The 20,226-nt window shown below is 72.4% G+C and carries 25 protein-coding genes; 16 read left to right on the top strand and 9 right to left on the bottom strand.

The annotated features are described in order from the left end of the window. The first annotated feature begins 69 nt into the window (after positions 1 to 69). From E5082_RS16430 to E5082_RS16390, 9 genes are all read left to right on the top strand, one after another. Positions 70 to 1,098, top strand: coding sequence for an MCE family protein (locus E5082_RS16430; RefSeq protein WP_190045344.1), 1,029 nt, complete (start codon positions 70 to 72; stop codon positions 1,096 to 1,098). Then, positions 1,095 to 2,204, top strand: a complete 1,110-nt coding sequence (locus tag E5082_RS16425) for an MCE family protein (RefSeq protein WP_190045338.1) — start codon at positions 1,095 to 1,097, stop codon at positions 2,202 to 2,204. The genes E5082_RS16430 and E5082_RS16425 overlap by 4 nt, the downstream gene beginning before the upstream one ends. Further along, positions 2,201 to 3,493, top strand: coding sequence for an MCE family protein (locus tag E5082_RS16420; protein WP_135791986.1), 1,293 nt, complete (start codon positions 2,201 to 2,203; stop codon positions 3,491 to 3,493). The genes E5082_RS16425 and E5082_RS16420 overlap by 4 nt, the downstream gene beginning before the upstream one ends. Beyond that, a complete protein-coding gene (locus tag E5082_RS16415) occupies positions 3,490 to 4,818 on the top strand; it encodes an MCE family protein (protein WP_135791985.1) in 1,329 nt (442 codons plus the stop codon). Before E5082_RS16420 ends, E5082_RS16415 begins: the two co-directional genes overlap by 4 nt. Continuing rightward, positions 4,815 to 5,288, top strand: a complete 474-nt coding sequence (locus E5082_RS16410; RefSeq protein ID WP_229918924.1) for a hypothetical protein — start codon at positions 4,815 to 4,817, stop codon at positions 5,286 to 5,288. Before E5082_RS16415 ends, E5082_RS16410 begins: the two co-directional genes overlap by 4 nt. Before the next feature lie 33 nt (positions 5,289 to 5,321). After that, a complete protein-coding gene (locus tag E5082_RS16405; RefSeq protein ID WP_229918923.1) occupies positions 5,322 to 6,089 on the top strand; it encodes a hypothetical protein in 768 nt (255 codons plus the stop codon). Between the two features lie 116 nt (positions 6,090 to 6,205). Further along, positions 6,206 to 8,020: a sialidase family protein gene (locus E5082_RS16400; protein ID WP_135791982.1), complete on the top strand. Its 1,815-nt coding sequence runs from the start codon at positions 6,206 to 6,208 to the stop codon at positions 8,018 to 8,020. Continuing rightward, positions 8,021 to 8,557, top strand: a complete 537-nt coding sequence (locus tag E5082_RS32390) for a hypothetical protein (protein ID WP_167514075.1) — start codon at positions 8,021 to 8,023, stop codon at positions 8,555 to 8,557. It abuts the gene before it with no gap. A 342-nt stretch (positions 8,558 to 8,899) separates the two neighbouring features. Further along, positions 8,900 to 9,094 carry a hypothetical protein gene (locus tag E5082_RS16390; RefSeq protein WP_135791981.1) on the top strand — a complete coding sequence of 65 codons (195 nt, stop codon included), beginning with the start codon at positions 8,900 to 8,902 and terminating at the stop codon, positions 9,092 to 9,094. Positions 9,095 to 9,696: 602 nt separating this feature from the next. Here E5082_RS16390 and E5082_RS16380 read toward each other — a convergent pair. Further along, the gene (locus E5082_RS16380) at positions 9,697 to 9,903 is read right to left on the bottom strand and encodes a DUF397 domain-containing protein (RefSeq protein ID WP_135791980.1); all 207 of its coding nucleotides are present in this window, start codon (positions 9,901 to 9,903) and stop codon (positions 9,697 to 9,699) included. Then, on the bottom strand, positions 9,887 to 10,726 hold the full coding sequence (locus E5082_RS16375; protein ID WP_135791979.1) for a helix-turn-helix domain-containing protein: 840 nt from the start codon (positions 10,724 to 10,726) through the stop codon (positions 9,887 to 9,889). The genes E5082_RS16380 and E5082_RS16375 overlap by 17 nt, the downstream gene beginning before the upstream one ends. 113 nt (positions 10,727 to 10,839) lie before the next feature. On the opposite strand from E5082_RS16375, the gene E5082_RS16370 reads away from it, so the two are divergent. The 3 genes from E5082_RS16370 (at position 10,840) to E5082_RS16360 (ending at position 12,536) form a co-directional block, all read left to right on the top strand. Continuing rightward, positions 10,840 to 11,037: a hypothetical protein gene (locus tag E5082_RS16370; protein ID WP_135791978.1), complete on the top strand. Its 198-nt coding sequence runs from the start codon at positions 10,840 to 10,842 to the stop codon at positions 11,035 to 11,037. Next, entirely contained in the window at positions 11,030 to 11,263 is a 234-nt protein-coding gene (locus E5082_RS16365) for a hypothetical protein (RefSeq protein WP_135791977.1), read from the top strand. Before E5082_RS16370 ends, E5082_RS16365 begins: the two co-directional genes overlap by 8 nt. A gap of 145 nt (positions 11,264 to 11,408) precedes the next feature. Beyond that, positions 11,409 to 12,536 (top strand): NADH:flavin oxidoreductase, encoded by a 1,128-nt coding sequence (locus E5082_RS16360; protein WP_135791976.1) that lies wholly within the window; start codon positions 11,409 to 11,411, stop codon positions 12,534 to 12,536. A 65-nt stretch (positions 12,537 to 12,601) separates the two neighbouring features. Here E5082_RS16360 and E5082_RS16355 read toward each other — a convergent pair whose 3' ends face one another. Further along, positions 12,602 to 13,039, bottom strand: a complete 438-nt coding sequence (locus E5082_RS16355) for a VOC family protein (protein WP_135791975.1) — start codon at positions 13,037 to 13,039, stop codon at positions 12,602 to 12,604. 14 nt (positions 13,040 to 13,053) lie between these two features. Continuing rightward, the gene (locus E5082_RS16350; protein WP_135791974.1) at positions 13,054 to 13,623 is read right to left on the bottom strand and encodes a hypothetical protein; all 570 of its coding nucleotides are present in this window, start codon (positions 13,621 to 13,623) and stop codon (positions 13,054 to 13,056) included. A gap of 90 nt (positions 13,624 to 13,713) precedes the next feature. On the opposite strand from E5082_RS16350, the gene E5082_RS16345 reads away from it, so the two are divergent. After that, positions 13,714 to 14,100: a VOC family protein gene (locus E5082_RS16345; RefSeq protein WP_135791973.1), complete on the top strand. Its 387-nt coding sequence runs from the start codon at positions 13,714 to 13,716 to the stop codon at positions 14,098 to 14,100. Here E5082_RS16345 and E5082_RS16340 read toward each other — a convergent pair. The 4 genes from E5082_RS16340 to E5082_RS16325 all read right to left on the bottom strand — a co-directional run bounded on the left by E5082_RS16340 (position 14,097) and on the right by E5082_RS16325 (position 17,869). Beyond that, a complete protein-coding gene (locus E5082_RS16340) occupies positions 14,097 to 14,318 on the bottom strand; it encodes a hypothetical protein (protein ID WP_135791972.1) in 222 nt (73 codons plus the stop codon). The two genes, E5082_RS16345 and E5082_RS16340, sit on opposite strands and share 4 nt — an antisense overlap. A gap of 136 nt (positions 14,319 to 14,454) precedes the next feature. After that, on the bottom strand, positions 14,455 to 15,903 hold the full coding sequence (locus E5082_RS16335) for a PTS transporter subunit EIIC (RefSeq protein WP_135791971.1): 1,449 nt from the start codon (positions 15,901 to 15,903) through the stop codon (positions 14,455 to 14,457). A 70-nt stretch (positions 15,904 to 15,973) separates the two neighbouring features. Then, the gene (murQ, locus tag E5082_RS16330) at positions 15,974 to 16,900 is read right to left on the bottom strand and encodes an N-acetylmuramic acid 6-phosphate etherase (protein WP_135791970.1); all 927 of its coding nucleotides are present in this window, start codon (positions 16,898 to 16,900) and stop codon (positions 15,974 to 15,976) included. Positions 16,901 to 16,963: 63 nt separating this feature from the next. Continuing rightward, entirely contained in the window at positions 16,964 to 17,869 is a 906-nt protein-coding gene (locus tag E5082_RS16325; protein WP_135791969.1) for a MurR/RpiR family transcriptional regulator, read from the bottom strand. A gap of 55 nt (positions 17,870 to 17,924) precedes the next feature. Here E5082_RS16325 and E5082_RS16320 point away from each other — a divergent pair, with 55 nt between their 5' ends. The 3 genes from E5082_RS16320 to E5082_RS16310 are packed head-to-tail and all read left to right on the top strand — an operon-like array spanning position 17,925 to position 19,129. Then, complete coding sequence (locus tag E5082_RS16320) at positions 17,925 to 18,317, top strand: hypothetical protein (RefSeq protein ID WP_135791968.1); 393 nt, start codon at positions 17,925 to 17,927, stop codon at positions 18,315 to 18,317. Between the two features lie 13 nt (positions 18,318 to 18,330). Further along, positions 18,331 to 18,591, top strand: coding sequence for a DUF4031 domain-containing protein (locus E5082_RS16315; RefSeq protein WP_086694898.1), 261 nt, complete (start codon positions 18,331 to 18,333; stop codon positions 18,589 to 18,591). 49 nt (positions 18,592 to 18,640) lie between these two features. Next, complete coding sequence (locus E5082_RS16310) at positions 18,641 to 19,129, top strand: pyridoxamine 5'-phosphate oxidase family protein (RefSeq protein WP_135791967.1); 489 nt, start codon at positions 18,641 to 18,643, stop codon at positions 19,127 to 19,129. On the opposite strand, the gene E5082_RS16305 is transcribed toward E5082_RS16310, so the two are convergent. Then, positions 19,103 to 20,206, bottom strand: coding sequence for a GNAT family N-acetyltransferase (locus E5082_RS16305; RefSeq protein ID WP_373310072.1), 1,104 nt, complete (start codon positions 20,204 to 20,206; stop codon positions 19,103 to 19,105). The genes E5082_RS16310 and E5082_RS16305 overlap by 27 nt on opposite strands. Positions 20,207 to 20,226 lie beyond the last annotated feature (20 nt).

Here is a 20,226-nt window from a genome sequence, read left to right as displayed (position 1 = left end):
CTGCCCAGGCGCGCACCCCGCCGCGAGCCCCTGGTGAAGGTGCGCGTCCTGCCGCCGAAGCTGCCCAGGATCCGGCTCCAGCGCCCGCGCCCGAAGCCCTTCCGCGTGGGGGCACCTCCCAGCGGTAGCCGGGGGAGGAACCCGGTCGTCGTCGGCGCGGTCGGCCTCACCGTCCTCGCGCTGCTCACCGTCGCCGCCTTCAACGCCGACAACCTGCCGCTGATCGGCGGCGGCGACACCTACAGCGCGGCGTTCTCCGAGGCCAGCGGGCTCAAGCCGGGCGACGAGGTACGGATCGCCGGGGTCAAGGTCGGCAAGGTCAAGGGCGTCGACCTGGACGGCGACCACGTCAAGGTGACCTTCAAGGTGAAGGACCGTCCCGCGTTCGGCACCGACACGGGCGCGGCGATCCGGGTCAAGACGATCCTCGGCGCGAAGTACCTGGCCCTGTACCCGAAGGGGCCCGGCCAGTTGAACCCCGGCAGCGAGATCCCGCTCCGGCGGACCGTGTCGGCGTACGACGTCGTCCAGGCCTTCAGCGACCTGACGACCACCACCGAGGAGGTCGACACGGACCGGCTCGCGAAGGCACTGGACACGATCTCCGTCACCTTCCAGGACTCCCCCGGGGAGGTGCGGGCGTCGATCAAGGGGCTCGCGCGGATCTCCCGGACCGTCGCCGCCCGCGACGAGGCGCTGCGCGGACTCCTCGACCACGCGAACGGAGTCACCAAGGTGCTGGCCGGCCACACGAAGGACTTCTCCGCGCTGGTGAAGGACGGTGACGCCCTGTTCAAGGAGATCGACAGGCGGCGCGCGGCCATCCACCAGCTGCTCAAGAGCTCCGCGCTGCTCGGCATCGAGCTGTCCGGCCTGGTCGACGACAACAGCAAGGAGATCGGACCCGCGCTGAAGAACCTCGACACCTTCGTGACGATGCTCGAACGAAACCAGGCGAGTCTCGACCGCAGCGTCCGGCTGCTCGCCCCCTACGTACGGCTCTTCACCAACACCCTCGGCAACGGCCGCTGGTTCGACTCCTACATCCAGAACCTGGTCGCCGCCCCGGTCACGCCGCGGACAGGAGGCACCCGATGACCCGCAGACTCCTGGCCCTGTTCACCGCGCTCGCGCTCCTCGTCGGCCTGGCCGCCGTCCTGTGGCCGGGCCCCGGCCCCGTCCGCGTCACGGCGTACTTCCCGCGCACCGTCGGCATCTACCCCGGCTCCGACGTCCGCGTCCTCGGCGTCCGCATCGGCGAGGTCAGGAAGATCACGCCGGAGGGCGGCCGGGTGCGGGTCGAGCTGGAGTACGACCGGGGCCGCAAGGTGCCGGCCGGCGCACAGGCCGCCATCGTGAACTCCTCGGTCGTCAGCGACCGTTACGTGCAGCTGCTGCCGGTGTACCGCAAGGGCGCGGTGCTGCGGGACGGAGACGTCATCCCCCAGTCCCGGGCGGCCGTCCCCGTCGAACTGGACCGGATCTTCGACAGCCTGCACACCACCGCCGACGCGCTCGGCTCGAACGGCGCCAACAAGAAGGGCTCGCTGTCCCGGCTGCTCGGGGTGAGCGCGGACAACCTCCGCGGGCAGGGCAAGGACCTCAACCAGACCGTGGAGGACCTGTCCCAGGCGGTCACCACGCTGTCCGACGGGCGCGGCGACCTGTTCGGGACCGTGCGGAACCTCCAGGTGTTCACGGCCGCGCTGGCGGCGGACGACGCCCGTGTGCGGTCGTTCAACACCGACCTCGCCGACGTGGCCGGGCAACTCGCCGGGGAGCGCAAGGACCTCGCGGCCGCGCTGAAGTACCTGGCCGCCGCGCTCGGCGACGTGTCCGGCTTCGTGAAAGGCAACAAGAAGGCGCTGACCTCGGACGTGCGGGGCCTGGCCAAGGTCACCAAGGTCCTCGTCACCCAACGGAAAGCTCTGGAGGAGCTGTTGACCGTCGCCCCCACGGGCCTGTCGAACCTGCAGAACGCCTACAACCCCGCCGCCGGCACCCTCGACACCCGCGACAACGCGCAGACCCCGCAGGATCCGCCCTCCCTCCTCTGCTCGATCCTGAAGACGACCGGCGAGGACCACGACAACTGCGCCGGCCTGAAGAAACTCCTCGACTCGCTCCCCGACATCCCGTCGGCGCCCGCGTCGACGGGCACGGCCGACAAGACCCTCGGCGGCATCCTGGGAGCATCGGCATGAGCGCGCGGCGCAAGGCGCGGACGGCCGCCTGGACGACGGTCGGCTCGCTGCTGCTGACCGGCTGCGAGTTCAACGGCTGGTACGACGTCCCGCTCCCCGGCGGCGCCGCCTCGGACGGCCACGCATACCACGTCACCGTCGACTTCCGGGACGTCCTGGACCTCGTGCCGCAGTCGGCGGTCAAGGTCGACAACGTCACCGTCGGCGCGGTCGAGAAGGTGGAACTGGACGGCTGGCACGCCCGCGTGCGGCTCAGGATCGCCGACTCGGTGAAGCTGCCCGGCAACGCGGCCGCCGACCTGCGGCAGACCAGCATGCTCGGCGAGAAGTACGTCGCCCTGTCCCCGTCGGCCGGCACGCGGCCCGTCGGACGGCTCCGCGACGGCGACCGCATCCCGCTGTCCCGCAGCGGCCGCAACCCGGAGGTCGAGGAGGTGCTGTCGGCGCTCTCGGCGCTGCTCAACGGCGGCGGGGTGGCCCAGCTGAAGACGATCACCGTCGAGCTGAACAAGGCCCTCGGCGGTCGCGAGGACCGGGTCAGGTCCCTGCTGAAGCAACTCGACACCTTCCTCGGCGGCCTCGACGGCCAGCGGGCGGAGATCGTGCGCGCGCTGAAGGGCGTCGACCGGCTCGCCAAGCGGCTGAAGAAGGAGAAGAAGACGATCGCCCTGGCCGTCGACACCGTGCCGCCCGCCCTGAAGGTCCTCGCCGACCAGCGCAAGGACCTGACGAAGATGCTCACCGCCCTCTCCGGGCTCGGCAGGACCGGCACCAGGGTGGTGAACGCCTCCCGCGACGACACCGTCGCCAACCTGAAGAAGCTCCAGCCCATCCTCCAGGAGCTGAACAAGGCGGGCGACGACCTGCCCGGCTCCCTGGAGATCCTCACCACCTACCCGTTCCCGCGCAACGCGACGGACGCCGTCAAGGGCGACTACGTCAACCTGAAGATCACCGCCGACCTCGACCTGGCGGACCTCTACGGCAACGTCACCGGCAAGCCCGGCAAGGGCGGGAAGTCCCCGACCCCCGGGACACCGCACCTTCCCCCCGTCCCCACTCCCGTCCCCCTGCCGTCCCTTCCGTCCGTCCCGCCCCTGCCGTCGGCCCCGCCGCTGCCGTCCACCCCGCCCGTGCCCTCGGCGCCCGCGACGCCCTCCGCCGGCAGCTCTCTGCTGTGCCCGCCGGTGTGCACCGCCGCCTACGGCACCGGGAGCGGCTCGCGCCGCCTCCCGCCGGGCGTCGACACCGGCCTGGCCGAGCTGATGCTGAAGGGGATGCTGCCGTGATCACACGTACGGTCAAGGCCCAGCTGCTCGCCTTCGCGACCGTCACCGCCCTCGGGGTGTCGTACGTCGGCGCCCGGTACACGGGCCTGGTGGACGACGTCCTGCACCGCGGATACACCGTGCGCGCCGACTTCGCCGAGTCCGGGGGCATCTTCTCCGGCGCCGAGGTCACCTACCGGGGCGTGCCCGTGGGCCGCGTGGGCGACCTGCGGCTGACCCGGTCGGGGATCTCGGTGGCGCTCAGGATCGAGGACGGCGCCCCGCGGATCCCGGCCGACACGCTCGCGGTGGTCGCCGACCGCTCGGCGGTGGGCGAGCAGTACGTCGACCTCCAGCCGCGGCGGTCCGGCGGGCCGTACCTCAAGGACGGCACCCCGATCCCGCGCAGCCGCACCCGGACCCCGCTGCCGGTCACCGACCTGGTCCTCAGCCTCGACCGGCTGGTCAACTCGGTCGGCAAGGACGACCTCCGGGTCACCGTCGACGAACTGGGCAAGGCGTTCGCCGGCACCGGGCCGAACCTGAGCCGGCTGGTGGACTCCGGCGACGCGCTGGTCGAGTCGGCCTCCGAGTCGCTGCCCCAGACGGTCTCGCTGATCGAGGACTCCCGGAAGGTGCTCAAGACCCAGGCCGACAAGGGCTCGGCCATCAAGTCCTTCTCCCGCGACCTCGCCACCCTCACGGCGCAGTTGAAGTCGAGCGACGGCGATCTGCGCCGGCTGATCGGCAACACGCCGCCCGCCGCGCAGCAGGTCGACTCCCTGCTGAGGTCCACGCGGCCGCACGTGCCGGTCCTGCTGGCCAACCTCGTCAGCGGCGGGCAGGTCACCGTGGCCCGGCTGCCCGGCATCGAACAGGCCCTGGTCACGCTGCCGCTCACGGTCGCGGGCAGCTACACGGTCATTCCCGGCGACGGCACCACCCACTTCGGAATGGTCGTGAACGCGGGCGACCCGCCCGCGTGCACCCAGGGCTACGGCACCCAGCGGCGCGACCCCGCCGACACCAGCACGCGCCCGGCGAACACCGACGCGCGCTGCACGGCACCGCGCGGCAGCAAGACCTCGGTGCGAGGGGCGCAGAACGCGCCCGGCGCGACGACCGGCCGGCACGGCGCCGACCGGGCCGCGTTCGTGGCCCCGTACGACCCGGAGACCGGCACCTCCCCCAAGCTCTCGGCTGCGCTCGAGCAGGGAGGGACCCCCATCGGCCCGGACGGAACACCCGTCGAGATCGGCTCGACGGGCGGAGAACAGACCGTGTTCGGAAAGGAGTCGTGGCAATGGCTGCTCGTGGGACCGATGGCGGGAGAGGCGCACGCATGAGGCTGCTGTCGGCGGGGCTCGCCGCCGCGACGGTGCTGACGACCGTGCCCGGTGTCTGGCTGGGTGTGAAGCTGTCCGACCAGCACGCGGCGGAACAGCGCCGCCAGGACATCCTGGCGGCGGCCCGCCAGTCGGCACTCAACTTCACCTCGCTCGACTACCGGCACTACGACCGGGACAGCGGCAACGTGCTGAAGGGCGCCACCGGCGAGTTCAAGAAGGAGTTCGCCGCGCAGACCGCGCAACTGACGAAGCTGGTCGCGCAGAACAAGTCGGTCTCCGAGGGCCAGATCCTGGAAGCGGGCATCGTGCGGTCCGACGCGCGCTCGGCCCGGGTCCTGGTCGTCGCCGACAGCAAGGTGACCAACTCCGCCGCGCCCCAGGGCCAGGCGCGCACCTACCGGCTCCAGCTCGACCTCGCGCGCGTGTCCGGCCGCTGGCTGACGTCCGACGTCGCGTTCGTGGGCTGACCATCCGTGAGTCCATCGATGAGGAGAGACACCGTGGCGCATCAGACCGCCCGTACCCGCGGCACCGGCTCACCGGCCCGCCGCACCATGACCGCCGCCGCCCGCGCGGCGGCCAAGCGCACCGGGCGGCCCGCGCGCCCCGAGCGCGGCGCCCGCGAGGAGGAGCGGACGCCCGCCGGGCGCACCCTGCTCGTCGAGCCCCCGGCGAACGGCTGGGAGGACCCGCCGGAGCCCGAGTCGTTCGAGTCCTTCGAGTTGTTCGAGGAGGATCCGGAGGACGGTGCGCCCCCGCGCACGACCGGGCGGCGCGTGCTCACCGCGGTGCTGGGCGCCGTCCTCGTGGCGGCCCTGGCCGCGGCCGCCGTGCTCGGGTGGCAGTACCGGCAGGGGCGGCAGACGGAGCAGGCCCGCGGCGAGGCCGTCGCGACCGCGCTGAAGGCGGCACCGGTCGTGCTGTCGTACGACTACCGGCACCTGGACCGGGACTTCTCCCGGGCCCGCGCCCTGCTGACCGGGCACTTCCGCGACCAGTACGGCAAGACCACCAAGGCGGCGGTCGCGCCGACCGCGACGAAGTACCACGGCGTGGTGAAGGCGACCGTGGCCACCCCCGCCGACGGCGGCGCCCCGGCGGCCTCCGTCGTGTCGGCCGCACCGGACCGGGCCGTCGTCCTGCTCTTCGTCAACCAGGTCACCCGGAGCACCCAGGTCCCGCAGCCCCGGCTGGACCTGAACCGGGTGCGCATGACGCTCACTCGCACCTCCGACGGCTGGAAGGTGAGCGCCGTGGACGCCCTCTGACCCCTCTGACCAGGCCTCCGCAAGCGCCCTGGAGGTGCCTGCGGAGGCACCGCAGGCACCTCCCTCACCGCCGCACACCACCACCCTCCGTCCGACTCGCGAAAGTCGAGGTACCTGTGGCCCTCCTCTCCGCACTCCGTCGCCACCACCCCCCGCGGTCGCTGGGGCGTCTCACCGTCGGGCTCCTGGCGCTCGTCGCCGGAACCCTGCCGAGCGGGTCCGCCGACGCCGCCACCCCGTCCTCCGGATCGGTCAGCGACACCGCGCCCACGACCACCTGGAGCGCCGGCCCCTTCGCCGTCCCCAACGTCTCCGGCACCGCCGGCGCGGTGAGCTGCGGGGCCGCGCAACCCTGCGACGACTACGCCCTGAAGGTGTCGGTCCCCGCGGGCTACGACGCCGGTCACAGCCTGCGCATCGACGTCCGATGGCCGGACTCCGCCGCCGACTTCGACCTGTACGTCCTCGACGCCAACGGCAGAGAGGTGGCCGCCTCGGCCTCCTCCAGCGATCCCGAGACCGTGCTGCTCCCGGCGGTGTCGGGGTGGTACACCGTGCGCGTGGTGCCCTACGCGCCGCTCGGCGGCAGCTTCACCGGCACCGCGAGCCTGATCACCCCGCCGGCCGACCCGCCGCCGAGCACGGCCACACCGCCGGCGTACGCGAACTCCACGGCCCCCGAGGGCATAACGGACGCGCACAACGCCGGTGAACCCTCGATCGGCGTCGACCGGGCGAGCGGCGCCGTGATGTTCCAGGCGAACACGTCGACGCTCAAGGTCACCTACGACGGTTCCGGTACCGCCACCTGGCAGGACAAGAGCGCGAACGCGGCCAACGGCTGCCCCCAGGGCAGCACCACCAGCCTCGACCCGATCCTCTTCACGGACCCGGCCACCCACCGCACCTTCGAGTCGCAGCTCGCCGGCAAGACCGCGCTGACCTGCTACACCGATGACGACGGCGAGACGTGGACGCCGACGGGCGGCTCGGGCGTCAACTCCGGCGTGGACCACCAGACCATCGGCGGCGGCCCCTTCGCCGCGGGCACACCAGGCGGCCTCACCGCGTACCCGGACGCCGTCTACTACTGCTCCCAGGACATCGCCGACGCCTCCTGCGCGGTCAGCCGGGACGGCGGACTGACGTACGGGCCCGCGGTTCCGATGTACTCGCTGCTGGACTGCGGCGGCCTGCACGGGCATGTGAAGGTCGCCCCGGACGGCACGGTGTACGTGCCCAACAAGGGCTGCGGCGGCCATCAGGCCGTGGCCGTCTCCGAGGACGACGGGCTGACCTGGACCGTCCGCCACAACCCGTCCAGCACCCCCGGTGACTCGGACCCGAGCGTGGGCATCGGGGCCGGCGGGACCGTCTACATGGGCTACCAGAACAGCGACGGCACGCCGCGTATCGCCGTCAGCCACGACAAGGGCAGGACGTGGCTGTACGACCAGAACGTCGGCGCGGCCCTCGGTATCAAGAACGTCGTCTTCCCGGCCGTGACCGCGGGCGACGACAACCGCGCCTCCTTCGCCTTCCTCGGCACCACCACGGGCGGCAACTACCAGGACACGGCCTTCCAGGGCGTGTGGCACCTGTATGTGGCCACTACCTACGACGGCGGCCAGTCCTGGGTCACCGCCGACGCCACCCCCACCGACCCCGTCCAGAAGGGGTCGATCTGCACGGGCGGCACCACCTGCGGCGAGGACCGCAATCTGCTGGACTTCATCGACGTCACCACCGACGCCCGGGGCCGCGTGCTCGCCGCCTACGCCGACGGCTGCACCGGCACCTGCGCGACCGGAGGTGCGCAGAACTACGACGCGCTGGCCTCCATCGCCCGCCAGTCCTCCGGCGGCACGCTCTACGGCGCGTACGACGCCGTGGCCGCCGGCAAGCGCAAGAAATCCGGAGGAAACCACTAGATGAAGCCGTCGCCCTCGGCTGCCGTACTGGCGGGAGCCGTCCTAGGTCTGGCCGCGGTCACCGGGTGCTCGGCGGGCACGCACGCCGAGCACCCGGGGGCGACGCCGTACGCGGCGGAGCGGGCGACCGCTCCGCCGGCCGGGCGCGCGGCCGGCCCCGCGCCCGGCGGCTGCCCCACCGCCGCCTCACCGCCGCTCCCGCTCCCCAAGGAGTTCCCGGCGGACCTACCGGTGCCCCACGGCGCGATCGTGACCTCGGTGGAGCACCGCACCGGCGGCCGGCTCGTCGTCGCCACCGTCGTCCGCGACGGCTTCGACACCACCCTGGCCTTCCTGCACAAGCGGCTCCCCGAGGCCGGTTACACCCCCGAGGAGGGCGAAGTGGAGGAGGACGACGCCGAGTCGGATTTCTCCTCCGCCACCGTCCGGGGCCGCTGGACCCTGCGGAAGGCGTCCGACTGCGGCAGAGGGGTGTACCTCACGTATCTGACGTCCGGACGCGGAAAATCCGATGAACCCTCACACCGTTCACCGTGAGGTCATATCCAACCTGAATAACCGTCATGAAAAGGCCGGAAGGCGCTGGCTTCGGCGAATCCGTAACCGTTCTGGGCGACGGCGGCAAGCACCGTGTCCGCACCTGCTCAGCAGGGCATGTGGAGAATTCGATGTGTTCGGTCATAACGTGGTCACACCGGTGAAGACCCATTCCGATCCGCGTCCCGTCCGGGACCCTGGCGGCTGGCCGCCTCATGATCGACCTGCTTTGATTCTTCGCGTAGCGACGACTCGCGAAAAAAAGAATTCCGGCACCGCTCCCGGAAGTCGAGCGAGCGAACGCTGCCATTCAGAGTGCTCATTCGAAGGGAACCGCGCGCAATGAACTCCGTCCCCCAGGTCGCGACCACCGAAATCTCCGACGCCGACCTGGACAACGTCTCCGGCGGTCTCGCGGTCGCCGGCTCCGGCGGCCTCTGCATCGAGACGCCGATCGCCTCCGTCGCCTCGGACCTCCTGGCTGTCGCCACCCCCGAGGGTGTCACGACAGGCGTGGCCTTCACCGCGGCTCACTGACAGCGGCAGCGTCCCGACGCTGCGGCAGGAGCGGCCCGCCGGCTTGTCGGCGGGCCGCTTGGCGGCGGCCGGCCACGGGCCTGACACGCTGAGATGCGAGGTCAGCCGGCCGACGGACTCAGAGGGTCCGGTCGGGAAAATGTCTCGGACAACGGAAGCCCGTCCCTTGTGGCAATGATCTGACGCACCCGCAGTTCGGCTCTTGTCCGCGGGCGGTACTTGGGCTCCTTGCCGCACCCGCAGGCCGATCGCCCCTCGTAGCGCAGCCCTTCCCTCAGCACCGCAGCCACCACAGACCACCCGCGGACATCACGCCTGGGCGGAGGGGCGAAGTCATGACCAGCGCAAATGAGGGGCCGAGCACAGTTGGGGCACAGGTGCTCCCGTGGCGGACAGGCATGCTGCTTGAAGCTGACACGGCACGAGACGCACGCGTAGTGCAGCTTGTAGTAGGTCATGGCGTAGAAGCACACCGAGCCACCGTACGAGCAGCCCTTCAGGCAGACCACCCGTTTCGAGCGGCCAACGGTCCGCCATCAGAAACGGCGTCTTAAGAGGGCTCGGAGTTCACCGCTCGCGCCTCGGAGGCGGCGGCCCCCACCTCAGCCGGCCTTGAGGTTCTCCACGAACGCGGCCCACGCCTGTCGCCGGAACGCGAGCGTCGGGCCGTGCGGCGCCTTGGAGTCGCGGACCGGGATGAGGGCTGGGTGGGTGTCGATCACCTCCAGGCAGTTGCCGCCACTGCCGCCGCTGTACGTCGACTTGCGCCAGGTGGCGGGGTGCGGGCCGGGCTCAGGGGTGTTTCTCATGCGCGTAATCCTGTGCCACCGCATCAAGGAGAACAAGGGACTTGGCTGGTGAGAGGGCGCAGGCCGTGAGCAACTCGAAGGTGCGCTGGCGTTGCCTGACGGTGGTCGGGTCGTCCTCCAGTCGGCCGGTGCCCACCCCTTCGAAGTACACCACCGGTGGAGCGTCCGCGAAGTCCATCAGCCTGATGGGACCCTCCATCGCCGTGTGGGCACCGGCCTCGAACGGCAGGACTTGCACGATCGCGCGGTGCTGCCGGGAGGTGTCGGCCAGGTGCCGCACGGCCTCCGCCATCACCGTCCGTCCGCCCGTCACGCGACGCAGCGCTGCTTCATCCACCACCACCCACAACACCAGGTCTGTTGGATCGTCGAGGAGGGTCGCCCGGCTCATGCGAACCGAGACCAGCTCATCGAGTTGGCGGTCAGGCTCCGTCGGGCGGTAGGCGCGGAATACGGCTCGTGCGTACTCGGGGGTCTGGAGCAGTCCGGGGATCAGCAGAGGTGAGTACTCCTTGATCGCCGTGGCCTGCGCTTCCGCTTCCGCCGCCTCGGCGAAGTGTTCCGGGTACTTCGACTTGGCCGCCGCGACGCAGTTCCGTGCGAAGAAGTCGCCCGTGTCCAGCGCCTCGTCCAGCAGCCGCGCGTACTCCGGCTGCATCCGCCGCGTCCCGGCCTCCAGTTGGCCGATGAACGAGCCGCTCACGAAGAGGACCTGGCCCAACTGCTCCTGGCTCAACCCCTTCCGCTCCCGCGCGTGGCGCAACTCCGCCCCGATCATCGCTCGTGGTGACGACGACGGGTCGAGGTCCTTCGGGCCTGGCATCGCTGCCCCCTGTCCCACAGGTGAGGTTGTTGGCACTGCCTGTGTGGCCAGGCTAGAAGCGGTGCCGCCACTCTGTGTGCAGAACAGGAACACTCAGCGTGGAGGAAACGCACATGACGGATACGGCTGACCAGGCGGTCGAGCGGCTGCGTACCGCCCTGCGCGAGGCGGGCATCGTGCTGCCCTCGCTTCGCGTCGACCCCGTGACCGAAATCTACGGCGGGCGCAACACCCTCGTGGACCTCGGGAGTTGCAACCTCGACGTCGCCGCCCGTCTCGCCGCCGTGCTCGCGGAGCGGGCGGGTGGGTGACGAGGAGGGGCGGGTCCTGGGGTCGTATGCCCTCGATGTGCGGGACGGGCGGGTCGGTGAGGTCATGGGGCAGGTCGGCGGGCGGGTTCAGTTACGGCCCCTCGGTGGCGGCCGGGAGTGGGACGTACCGCCGGAGCACGTCGGCGAAGCCGCCCCCGCCGACGTGCTCCGCGAGCGCGTCCGGCTGTTGAACCGGGACGCCCGGCGGCGGGTCGAGCTGGGCTGAGGGGCGGGCGTGGCGGGGGTCACACGGACCCGGTCCGGCGGGGCGGAATGCGGAGCCGAGTGGACCAGTTGTTTCACTAGGTGCACCATTGCGTGCACACATACCAGCCGGTCTACCCGACACCGTTCTCCGAGGAGCCCCACACGTGACCGTCACGACGTCCGCCGCCAGCCGCGCGGCCCAGCTCCTGTCCCGCCCGATCACGCTCAACGGCCTCGCCGTGCCGAACCGGATCGCGATGGCGCCGATGACCCGGATGTTCTCCCCGGGCGGCATCCCCGGTGAGGACGTGGTGTCGTACTACTCCCGCCGTGCCGCGAACGGCGTCGGCCTGATCGTCACCGAGGGTACGTACGTCGGGCACGACTCGGCCGGCCAGAGCGACAGCGTGCCGCGCTTCCACGGCGAGGAGCAGCTCGCGGGCTGGGAGAAGGTCGCGCGTGAGGTGCACGCGGCGGGCGGCACGATCGTCCCGCAGCTCTGGCACATCGGCATGGTCCGCCGGCAGGGCGAGCCGCCGTTCGCGGACGCTCCCGCCATGGGCCCGTCCGGCGTGCACAAGGCCGGTGCCGAGGCCAAGGGCCAGGCCATGACGCAGTCCGACATCGACGACGTGATCGGCGCCTTCGCGCAGGCCGCCGCCGACGCCGAGCGCATCGGCTTCGACGGGGTCGAGATCCACGGCGCCCACGGCTACCTGCTGGACCAGTTCCTGTGGGAGGGCACCAACCGCCGTACCGACGGCTACGGCGGTGACCCGGTCGCCCGCGCGCAGTTCGCCGCGGAGGTCGTCGCGGCCGTGCGCGAGCGCGTGTCCGCCGAGTTCCCGGTCATCTTCCGCTACTCGCAGTGGAAGCAGCAGGACTACACCGCGCGTCTCGCCGAGACCCCGGAGGAGCTGGAGGCGATCCTCGCCCCGATCTCCGCCGCCGGTGCCGACGTCTTCCACGCCTCCACCCGCCGCTACTGGCTCCCCGAGTTCGAGGGCTCCGACCTCAACCTGGCCGGCTGGACCAAGAAGATCACCGGCAAGCCGGTCATCACCGTCGGCTCGGTCGGCCTGGACGGCGACTTCACGGGCGCGTTCCAGGGCGAGGGCTCCCCGCTCAAGGGCATCGACGACCTCCTCGACGGCTTCGAGCGCGAGGAGTACGACATGGTCGCCATCGGCCGCGCGCTGCTCCAGGACCCGGAGTGGGCCGCGAAGGTGCTGTCCGGCCGGTTCGACGAGCTGAAGCCGTACGACGCCACCTCGCTGGGCTCGCTCAGCTGAGGCTCTGCTCGTGAGGCGCCGGGTGGGTGAACTCCCGCCCGGCGCCTTTGCGCTGCCCTCGTCCTTCAGGTCTCCGGGTCCACCGCCGCCAGCCGTACCGTGCCGTCCTTGGCCACCGACCAGCCGGGGTTGTGGCAGATCTCCCAGCGGTGGCCGTCCGGGTCGGTGACGTAGGCGTGGTAGCCGCCGAAGGCCGCCCGCCGGGGCTCCTTCAGGACCTTCGCCCCGGCCTCGCGGGCGCGGGCCACGGCCGCGTCGACCTCGGCGGGGGAGCCGAGGTTTTGGGCGAGGGTGAAGGGGGTGCCGGGGGTGGCCGGGGCGCCCGTGTCGGCGGCCAGGTCGGCCAGGGGGAACAGGGCCAGCGCCACGCCCTTGCCGACCTGGTAGAAGACCACCTCGTCCAGGTCCAGCAGCGGGGTCCAGCCGAGCCCCTCGCTGTAGAAGCGGCGGCTCGCCGCCAGGTCCTCGACGCCCAGGGTCACCATGTTGAGCTGCTGGTCCATGCTGCTGCCTCCGGCTACAGGTTGCCCATCGGTTCGATGTCCACCTGGGCGGGGGTGCCCCAGACGCGGAGCACCTCGTAGTCGGTGAACTCGTGGACCAGGCGGTAGGCCATCGCCGGGCGCGAACCCCGGCGGGCGGCGGCCAGGTACGCCTCCGCCTCGCGGCGGTCCCTTCGCGGGGTGCCGCAGAGCTGCCACTCGCGGCCGTTCCACGCCTCGGGCAGCCAGCGCTGCTGGGGCTGGGGGCGGTCGGCGCGGACGCCGTACCGGGAGGGGGCGGTCGCGGGGGCCTCCGGGCCGCGGCCCTGGCCGCCGTACTCCGCCCGGCGGGCGGCCCTCCTGCGGGTCTCGCACAGCAGGCACAGGTCCGGCGCGCTCTCGTCCACCGGGCCCTGCGGGTGCTCCGCGCAGCGGGTGGTGGGGGCGCCGGCCGAGACACTCTCGTCCAGCAGGTCCAGCGCGCGGCGCAGATCGGCCTTGACCTCGTGCAGCCGGGAGTCCGGGGTGTCGGCGGACAGCGCCTCCCCGTGCTCCCCGACGAGCCGGAGGGCGCGGCCTAGCGCGGTGAGCTGGGCGTGATTCATGCCTCCAGCTTCTCACCCGCGCGCCGGGTCTCCGGATGCGCGAGGATCGGGCCGCAGTACGTTTCCGCGACCCCTTCTGGAGGGCACCCCGTGAGGATCAACCTGGCCAGCGTGTTCGTCGACGACCAGGAGAAGGCGCTGCGCTTCTACACCGAGGTGCTGGGCTTCGTGAGGAAGGCCGACGTGCCGCTCGGCGAGTACCGGTGGCTGACCGTGGTCTCGCCCGAGCAGCCCGACGGCACCGAGCTGCTGCTGGAGCCGGACGTCCACCCCGCGGCCAAGCCGTACACCACCGCCCTGCGCGGCGACGGCATCCCGGCCACCTCCTTCGCCGTGGACGACGTGCGCGCCGAGTACGAGCGGCTGCGCGGGCTCGGGGTGCGCTTCACCCAGGAGCCGGTGGCGGCGGGGCCGGTGACCGTCGCGGTACTGGACGACACCTGCGGCAATCTGATCCAGCTCGCGCAGTACTCCTAGCCGTGGTGCAGCAGGCTCCCCTTGCCGCACGCGGGGGCCTGCTCGGCCAGCGGGAGCGGGGAGACCGCCTTGACCACCGGGGTCACGGTGAGGCCGGCCGCGCAGGCGGTGGTGTCCTCGGCCGTCCACCGGTCGTCGGCGGAGGCGGCGTGGGCGGGGGTGGCCAGGGCGGCGGAGGACGCGGCGACGGCGAGGGCGGCTAGCAGCAGCTTCTTCATGTCTGGGGCAACGAGGGGGAGGAGCGGGCGTCACGCGGAGCCGGCGGGTGTTCGACCGGTGGCCGGCGGGGTCGTACCCGCTGGGAGGGCGAGGATTGCCGCGAAGGCCCCGTCGCGTACGCCTGCCGGGGCAGCGTCACGCCGAGCCCGCCGGTGTGCGGTCAGTGGCCGGTGGGGCCGGGCTTCTGGCCGTACCTCTCGGGAAGCCGAAGGCGAGGGTCGCCGCGAAGCCCACCGCGTATGCCGTCAGGAGGCCGCCCGCGTAGATGGCGACGGCCGGGGCCGGGCCCTGGTTGCCGGTGAGGAGGGGGAAGAGGGCCCAGCCGGAGGGGCCGATGGCGGTGGCGCCGACCTTCTCGCCGAGCATGGCGAAGAACCCGACGAATCCGCCGCCCGCCGCCCCGCCCGCGCAGGCGGTGACGAACGGGCGGCCCAGGGGGAGGGAGACGCCGTAGATCAGGGGCTCGCCCACGCCCAGCAGGCCCGCCGGGAGGGCCGAGCGGATCGTGGCGCGCAGGGTCGTGTCGTGGCGCAGGCGTACGTACACCGCGAGCGCGCCGCCGACCTGGCCCGCGCCGGCCATGGCCAGCAGGGGGAGGAGGACCGTGTAGCCCTGTTGCTCGATCAGGGTGGTGTGGATGGGGATCAGGGCCTGGTGCAGGCCGAGCATCACCAGCGGGAGGAACAGTCCGCCGAGGATCAGGCCCGCGAACGCGCCGGTGGTGGTGAGCAGCCAGTTCGCGCCGGTGCCGATCGCGCTCGCCACGGCTCCGGCCGCGTACATCAGGCCGTACAGGGTGGCGAGGCCCGCGACCAGGACGGTGACGGTGGGGGTGAGCAGGACGTCCAGCGCGCCGGGCAGGCGTCCCCGGCACCACTTCTCGATCCGGGTCGCGAGCAGGGCGGCGGCGAGTGCGCCGAGGACCCCGCCCTGGCCGGGGGAGAGGTGCACGCCGAACGCGGTCACCTTCGCGACGCCCGGATAGACGATCACCGCGGCCACGGCACCGCCCAGGATGGGGGTGCCGCCGAACTCCTTCGCGGTCTGATAGCCCACGAAAACCGCGATCAGGGCCATGAACCCGGAGGCGATGGCGGCCAGGGCCGGGGTGAGGCCGGGGAGCCGGCCGGTGTTCGTGAGCAGGCCGCCCACGCCGGCGATGATGCCGCAGCCGATGAGGGCGGGGATGAGGGGGACGAAGACGTTGGCGATGCGGCGGAGGGAGGCGGCGAGGGGCCCCTTCCGCGGGAGGTCGGTGGGCGAGGGGTGGGACCCCTTGTCCGTTTCCACGGCGTCCGCCCCCGTCCGTACGCCCCCGTCGCGCGCCCCCGTCGCGAGCTGCCGCTCCACCTCCGCCGTGACCGTGTCCACCACTCCCGGCCCCAGCACCACCTGAAGCGACGGTGTCCCCGCCCCGATCACCCCGAGCACGCCCGGCAGCGCGCGCAGCGACTCCTCGTCCACGGCGACCGGGTCGGCGACGGTGAGCCGGAGCCGGGTGAGGCAGTGGGTGACGTGACGGACGTTGGCGGGACCGCCCGTCAGGGCGAGGACGGCGGTGGCGGTGGCGGTGTCGTTACGCACGCTGCCGAGCCTGCGCCACCCTGGCCGGTCCGGCGCGCGGGACTCCTCCGGAAGGCGGTACGCGTCGCCCCTACGCCCCCGCCTTCTTCAGTGCCGCCCGCAGCCTGCCGTCGGACTCCTCCAGCAGACGCGTCGCCGTACTCCCGTCCACCCCCGCCAGGATGATCAGGATCGCCGTCTTCACCTCGCCGTCCGCCTCCCTCAGGGCGCTCTCGATCTCCGCGTCCGGCGCCCCGGTCGCCTGCGCCACGATCCGCCGCGAGCGGGCGCGGAGCTTGGCGTTGGAGGCGCGGACGTCGACCATCAGGTTTCCGTAGGTCTTGCCGAGGCGGATCATCGTGATCGTCGACAGCATGTTCAGGACCAGCTTCTGGGCCGTGCCTGCCTTCAGGCGGGTCGAGCCGGTGAGGAGTTCGGGCCCGACGACCACCTCGATGCCGTGCTCGGCGGCGGCCGCGAGGGCGCTGTTCGCGTTGCAGGAGAGGCCCACCGTCAGGGCGCCGGCCGCGCGGGCGTGCTCGACCGCGCCGATCGCGTACGGGGTACGCCCGGACGCGGAGACGCCGACCACCGAGTCGTCCGGGGTCAGCTTCAGCGCGTCCAGGTCGGCGCGGGCCAGGCCGGGGGAGTCCTCCGCGCCCTCCACGGAGTTCACCAGCGCGCCCGGTCCGCCCGCGATGAGCCCGACGACCTGGCCGGGGGCGGTGTTGAAGGTGGGCGGGCACTCGGAGGCGTCCAGCACGCCGAGCCGTCCGGCCGTACCGGCACCGGCGTAGACGAGGCGGCCGCCGCGCTCCATGCGGGCGGCGACGGCGTCGACGGCGGCGGCGATCTCGGGCAGACGGGCGGCGACGGCCGCCGGGACGCCGGTGTCCTCGCCGTTCATCAGCCGGGCGATGTCCAGCGTGGGCAGTTGGTCGATCCCGGCCAGCTCCGGCCGGAACGCCTCGGTGGTCAGGGTGGCCAGCTCGCTCTGGAGGTGAGGGGAGTCGGTCATCTGATGCGGCTCTTTCCGGTCGGGTCCGAACGAAGAAAGCTGGCGGAGACGCCTTCGAGAAAGCTAACGCGTCGCGCTGCGGTGCCGGTGGGCCAGCGCCTCGTAGGACGCGGCCAGGGCGGGGGCCGCGCTCTCGTACGTCCGCTGCGCCACGCCCACGAACAGACAGTCCACCACCAGGAGTTGACCCGTACGGGAGGACATCGCGGCGGGCCGCAGCTCGCTCTCGCGGGACGTGGCGGTGGTCAGCACGTGGTCGGCGTACTGGGTGACGGGCGAGTCGGGGCGGCCGGTGACGGCGATGGTGGTCGCGCCGCGCTCGAAGGCGGTGCGCAGCGGTTCTATGACGTCACCGGTCGAGCCCGAGTGGGTGATGGCGACGGCGACGTCCCCCGCGCGGAGCTGCACCGCGTTGGTCACCGCGAGGTGCGGGTCGCCCGGCGCGTGCGCGACCAGCCCGATGCGCAGCAGTTTCTGGGTGAGGTCCTGCGCGACCAGGCCGGACGCCCCTATGCCGTACACGTCCGTACGGCGGGCGGCGGCCAGCGCGGTGACGGCCGCGCCGAGCTGGGCGGTGTCCAGTCCGGCGGCGGTGTCGGCGAGGGTCTGCTGCTCCTCGTAGGCCAGCTTGGCGATCACGTCGGTGAGCGGGTCGTCCACCGCGATGTCCGTGGTGATCGCGGGCGCGCTTCCGGACTCCTGCCGGGCCGCGAGCCCGGCGAGGGCGAGCCGCAGGTCGCGGTAGCCGGGGTAACCGAGGATGCGGGCGGTGCGGACGACCGTGGCCTCGCTGGTGCCGGTCAGCTCCGCGAGCCCGGTGACGGTGAGGGCGGCGCAGCCCGCCGGGTCGCCGGCCACGGCATCCGCCACGCGCTGCATGGACCGCGTCATGGACGGCGTGAGGGTGCGCACCTTGGCGGCGAGCGAGCCGCCGGGACTCCCGAAAGTTTCCTTCACGTCCTGGGTCACCCCTGAAAGATATTTCCGGTTCGGCCGGCGGGGCAAGAGTGCGCACAATGGGTGCATGGACGACGCCGCCAATCTCAGCTCGCTCGAACAGGCCTTGCACGCGGCCCGTGCGCTGGTGCTCGCCGACCTCATGGCCGGTGACGTGGCCGAGGCGGACGTGGTCTCGCTGGTGGAGGAGTCGCTCGCGCAGCGCCGCTGGTGGGTGGAGCAGTGGCCCGAGGGCGCCGCCTTCGTCTCCGGCCTGGTCGCGCAGGACGTGCAGGACGCGCTGCTGGAACGGAAGGGCCGCTGGCCGCTGTGCCCGGTGTGCGCCACGGGCGACCCGCACGCGCTGGACGTGGAACCGGAGTTGGGCCCCGACCCGCACTGGGTCTGCCACGAGTCCGGCGTGGACGTCGCCCCGGTCGGCTCCCTCGCCAAGGCGCTGGACGGGAACACCCCCAAGTGACGGCCGGCCCCGCGTGACCGTCTACATCGACCCACCCACCTGGCCCGGCCACGGCCGCCTGTGGTCCCACCTGATCAGCGACGTCTCCTACGACGAGCTGCACCTCTTCGCCGCGACCCTCGGCGTCCCCCCACGCGCCTTCGAACGCGACCACTACGACATCCCCTCCCACCGCTACGCCGACGCGGTCGCCGCGGGCGCGGTGGAGGTCCGCAGCCGGGACGTGGTCCGCCTGCTGCACGCGGCGGGGCTGAGACGACGCAAGGGGTCCTAGGACCACCGCCCGATGTGCCCCTTGGCCGCGCTGCCTAGGGTCGACCCCCATGCACGCCACGCAGATCACTCCCCGCGACCCGGCCGAGCGCGTACGCGACACCCTGACCAGGCTCGGCACCGAGCGTGACCTCTGGCTCTCCACCTCCCACCCCACCCAAGGCCCCCACCAGGTACCGCTCTGGTTCGCCTGGGACGGCGCGGCCCTCTGGATGTGCACGAACGCGACCTCCGCGACGGCCCGCAACATCCGCGAAGAGCCCCGAGTGCGCCTGTCGTTGCCGGACACCACCGACGTGGTGCTCCTGCAAGGAACGGCGCGGCTGTACCCGGCTGCCGATGCACCCCCGGAAGCCGCCGAAGCCTTCACAGCCAAGTTCGCCTGGGACCCCCGCACGGAGGAGACCCCCCACGTCTACCTGCGCGTCGAGCCGACGACCGTGCGGGCCTGGCGGGGCGTACCGGAGCTGCGGGGGCGGGTGATCATGCGGGACGGTTCGTGGGTGGGGTGGTCAGCCCTCGTGCACGAACAGTCGTAGGCCGCTTTCCATGCCGTGTTCCGTGCGGGCCCTCTCCTCCTGTTCCGGGTCGGCTCGGTGGAAGCCCGCGCGGGCGAGGACGCGTTCGGAGGCGGGGTTGTCGGGGTGGACGGTGGCCACGATCCGGTGGACGTCGTCGCGGGCGAAGGCCCATTCCGTCAGGGCGCGGAGCGCTTCTGTCGCGTAGCCCTGGCCGCGGGCCTCGGGGACGAGGTCGTAGCCGATTTCGACGCGGCCCTCGGAGTCGGGGGTGCCGTGGAAGCCGATGCCGCCGACGGCGAGGCCGTCCTCGGTGCGGACCAGGGTGAAGACGCCGAACTCGGGGCTGTGGACGCCCGCTTCGTACGCCTTGACCAGGAAGCCGGCGGCCTCGCGGGTGCCCTCGTAGGGGGCACCGCCGAGCCAGGTGAAGCCGCCGTCGCCGCCCAGGCGGAGGTCGCGGGCGGCGGCCGGGCGCAGACCGGTGAGGGTCAGGCGGTCGGCGGGGATGACGAGGTTGTTGCGCCAGCGCCAGTTGTCCACCGCCGGGCGGCCCGCCAGCTCGCCCCGGCCGGTGGCCCACAGCAGCGTCGGCCAGGCTTCCGGGCCCGGCTGGACGTGCGGGAAGATGCAGGTGAGCACGCCTTCGGCGAGACTCTCGGCGGGTGTGTACTCCAGCCCGAGGCCCTGCGCCATGTCGTAGGTGTGCAGCAGCACTTCGGCCACGCCCATCGCGGCGAAACCCTCGCGGTCGGCGCTGCGGAACGGATACGGGTGGAAGGCCCGGTCGCCGGGCGGGGCGGTGTTCACCGCGGCGGCGAGCAGGGCGCCGGTGGTCTCCAGGACGTGCAGCAGGCCGTCGTTGCCGGTGCCGTCCTCCAGGCGCATCTCGAAAGGTACGTACGCGTCCCGCGCGTGGCCGACGAGGTTGCCGGCGTAGGCGAGGAGGCACTCGGCGACGTGCAGGGCGGTGACGTGGCAGTCCCACTCCACGCCTCCGGCGCGGACGGCCGTCCAGTCGCGGTCGACGGCCGCGCGCAGCGTCGTCACACAGCCGCGCACGGCCTCGGTCACCTGGTCCCCGCTCATCGCTCGCATGGACGGCACCCTAGGGGTGA

Origin of the sequence: Streptomyces griseoluteus (assembly GCF_004784465.1) — a bacterium.
Taxonomy (GTDB): domain Bacteria; phylum Actinomycetota; class Actinomycetes; order Streptomycetales; family Streptomycetaceae; genus Streptomyces; species Streptomyces griseoluteus.
Note: the sequence above shows the minus strand (reverse complement) of the source record. Positions and strands in the feature narration are given on the sequence as shown.